Here is a 3,066-nt window from a genome sequence, read left to right as displayed (position 1 = left end):
CCTCCACCACCGGCTCCGCCGGCGGTTCCCCTCCCCGTGCCGGGGAGGAATTAGGCGAACAATCGCCCGTCGGCACACGCCGCCGTGTCGAAGGTGAACAGCACGTCGGGGTCCGGCGCCTTGACGTCCGCCGCGATCGCCGGCGGCGCGGCGATGCGCAGCAGGTGGCGCATCACCGCGATGCGCGCCTTGGGCTTCTTGTCGGTCGCCACGCACGTCCAGGGCGCGAGCGGCGTGGAGGTCCGCTGGAGCATCAGGTCGCGCGCGGCGGAGTAATCCGCCCATTTCGTCTGCGCCACCGCGTCCAGGTCGCTGACCTTGAGCGCCTTGAGCGGATCGTCGCGGCGTTCGTCGAGCCGCGCCTTCTGCTCGTCCTTGGAGATGTCGAGCCAGATCTTGACCAGCCGGATGCCACTTTCCACCAGCATCCGCTCGAAGTCGGGCGCGTCGCGCAGGAACTCGGCCTGTTCGGCGGGGCTGGAGAAGCCCATCACCACCTCGACGCCCGCGCGGTTGTACCAGGAGCGGTTGAAGATCACGAGTTCGCCCGCCGCCGGCAGCGCCGCGACATAGCGCTGGAAGAACCACTGCGTCCGCTCGCGATCGGACGGCTTGGGCAGCGCCACGACGCGCGTCGCGCGCGGGCTCAGATGCTCGGTGATCCGCTTGATCGCGCCGTCCTTGCCCGCCCCGTCGCGTCCCTCCAGCACCAGCACGGTCCGCTCGCCCGACGCCTGCGCCGCCTGCTGCCAGCGGACGAGGTGGAGCTGCAGGTCGGCGATCTGGTCGTCGTGGTCGGGGTGTTTGGTCATGGGCGTTCTGTCGGGGACGCGGGGGGCGATAGGCAATAGGCAATAGGCAATGAGGCAATGCTGCTCTTCTGATGCCTATTGCCTGCTGCCTATTGCCTCCTCCCCAGGCCGATATGTCCGCTCCACATGCCCCGCCAGCTCGTCCGGCCAGAAATATACCGGCTTGAGGTCCCCCGCCGCATAATGCCCCGCCTGGTCGGTGAAGTGCGGGTCGCCCGGATGCCCGCTCTCGCCGCCTGCCGTCACCGACCACGCCCGCACGCGCGGGCCGAACTCGACGATCGCGACGAAGCTGTTGCCGCTCGTCCCATACCAGCGCCGCGTGCCCGGATAGGGCCGTGCGCCGAACGAGGCGAGGCTGCCCCAATTGGCCGAGGCGAAGGGAACGGAAAGGCAGGGGCCATCGTCGCTGAAGCGCTGCTCAATCGCCGCGTCGTTGCGCTGGAAGCAGTTCACCTTTCCCCAGGGCACGTCCAGCGAGCCCCAGGCGGCGCGCTCCTTGTCCGCGCCGCGCTCCAGCCCCGCGAACACGTCCGCCGCCGGCATCGCGCGGATGCGATTATAGACGTTGCCCGGCCCGCCCGCGTGCCGCGCGGCGTCGAGCAGCTCGGCGGCCCAGTAGTTCGCCAGCGTCGTCGCGGTCGACCCGGCCGACCAGCGATCGTCCCAGCGCGTGAGCAGCGCCCACGGCGCCGCCACCCGCCTCGCCTCGTCGGGATGCGTCCCGAACCAGTCGCGCAGCCGCTCGATCAGCGGCAGGAACATCGGCATCCAGGAGTCGAAGGCGATCGCGCGCAAGCCCCGCTCGTCCAGCGCGCGTGCCCGGCCCAGCAGCGCGGTGGCGTGGTCGCCCCGGAAATTGGCGCCCGCCTGGTCCATGTAGCGCGGGAACGCCGCCTGCTCCGGACTGTCCGCGCCCGCCGCGCGCCACGGCGCGTCGTTGGAATTGTACAGCCACCCGGCGCGCGGATCGCGGACTTGCGGCAGCTTCGCCATCGGCGTCAGGCCCCGCCAGTCCGCCGCCGGATCGCTGCCGTCCACCGGATGGCGATAATCGAGCCGGTCGTCGCGCATCGGCACGAATTGCGGGTGCAACAGCGCGATATGCCCGTCCGCGTCGGCATAGACGGTGTTGTTGGACGAGTTGGCCCGCAGCGCCGCGACCTTCAGGTACGCGGCCTGCGTCCGCGCGGTGGTGCGCAGCCAGCTCTGCTCCAGCGCCGCCACCGGCTTCCACATCAGCGCGGTCGCGATCCACCGGCCGCCCTCGATGCGCGTGATCGGGCCGTGGACGGTCGCGAAGGTCCGGAACGTCCGCGTCGCCCGCCCGCCGTCGGGCGTGCGGTACGCGATCGTGATCGGCGTCGCCGTCATCCGCGCGATCGCCGCGCCGCGCTGGTACGCCGGCGGCCCGGCCCGGGTCTCGACCGGTTTTTCGGCGAACTCGTCGACGCTGTCGACGCCGGAGGTGGTGTGCATCCAACCCAGCCGCTCGTTGAACCCCTGATAGAGGAAGAACTGCCCCCAGGTGCTCGCGCCATAGGCGTGCAGCCCCGCGTCGCTCGCCATCCCCAGCTCGGAGCGGAAGAAGAAGCTGGTGTGCGGGTTGATCAGCAGCAGCGGGTGGCCGCTCGCGCTCAGCCCGGGGCCGATCGCGATGCCGTTCGACCCGCTCGGCTCCGTCTCGTCGCGGGGCCGCGCGAGCGCCAGCGCCGGGCCGCCCCCATAGAAGGCGGCGAGCCTGGCGAGGTCCACCTTCTCGATGTCGCCGCCGATCGAGCCTTCGGTGAACGACAGCGCCATCCACGGCTCGAACCGCGTCAGCACGCGCGGGTGCACGTCCGGGTGCATCGCGAGATAATAGTTGAGCCCGTCCGCCCACGCCTGCGTCAGCGCCCGCAGCCACCCCGGCGCGCCCGCCCAGTCGCGCCGCAGCGCCGCCGGATCGACCCATAGCCGCTGGCGCAGGTCCGCCCAGATCGCCTGCTCGCCGTCGGCCTCCGCCGTGCGCCCCAGCGCCGCCAGGTAATTGGCCTCGATCCGCGGGAAATCGTCTTCCGCCTGCGCATAGCTCGCGCCGAACACCGCGTCGGCGTCGCTCACGCCATGGACGTGCGCGATGCCCCAATCGTCGCGCGTGATGCGAATACGCGCCGCCTCGCCCCCCCACCGCGCCGCGTCGGGCGAGGGCGCGGCGCCGAGCAGGAGCAGCGCCGCCAGCCACCGCGTCATGTCCACGCCTCCACCGCCGCGA

Annotated in this window: 2 protein-coding genes; both read right to left on the bottom strand. The window is 71.6% G+C overall.

Features of this window, described 5'->3' with window-relative positions; genetic code table 11:
* Window positions 1–50 precede the first annotated feature (50 nt).
* The gene (ppk2, locus tag HUU95_RS12425; RefSeq protein ID WP_174280388.1) at window positions 51–812 is read right to left on the bottom strand and encodes a polyphosphate kinase 2; all 762 of its coding nucleotides are present in this window, start codon (window positions 810–812) and stop codon (window positions 51–53) included.
* A gap of 75 nt (window positions 813–887) precedes the next feature.
* Complete coding sequence (locus HUU95_RS12420) at window positions 888–3,044, bottom strand: penicillin acylase family protein (RefSeq protein ID WP_217429838.1); 2,157 nt, start codon at window positions 3,042–3,044, stop codon at window positions 888–890.
* Window positions 3,045–3,066: the final 22 nt, after the last annotated feature.

The sequence above is a fragment of the Sphingomonas bacterium genome (assembly GCF_903643065.1).
Classification (GTDB): Bacteria; Pseudomonadota; Alphaproteobacteria; order Sphingomonadales; family Sphingomonadaceae; genus Sphingomonas.
This window is presented reverse-complemented; position numbering and strand designations above follow the sequence as displayed.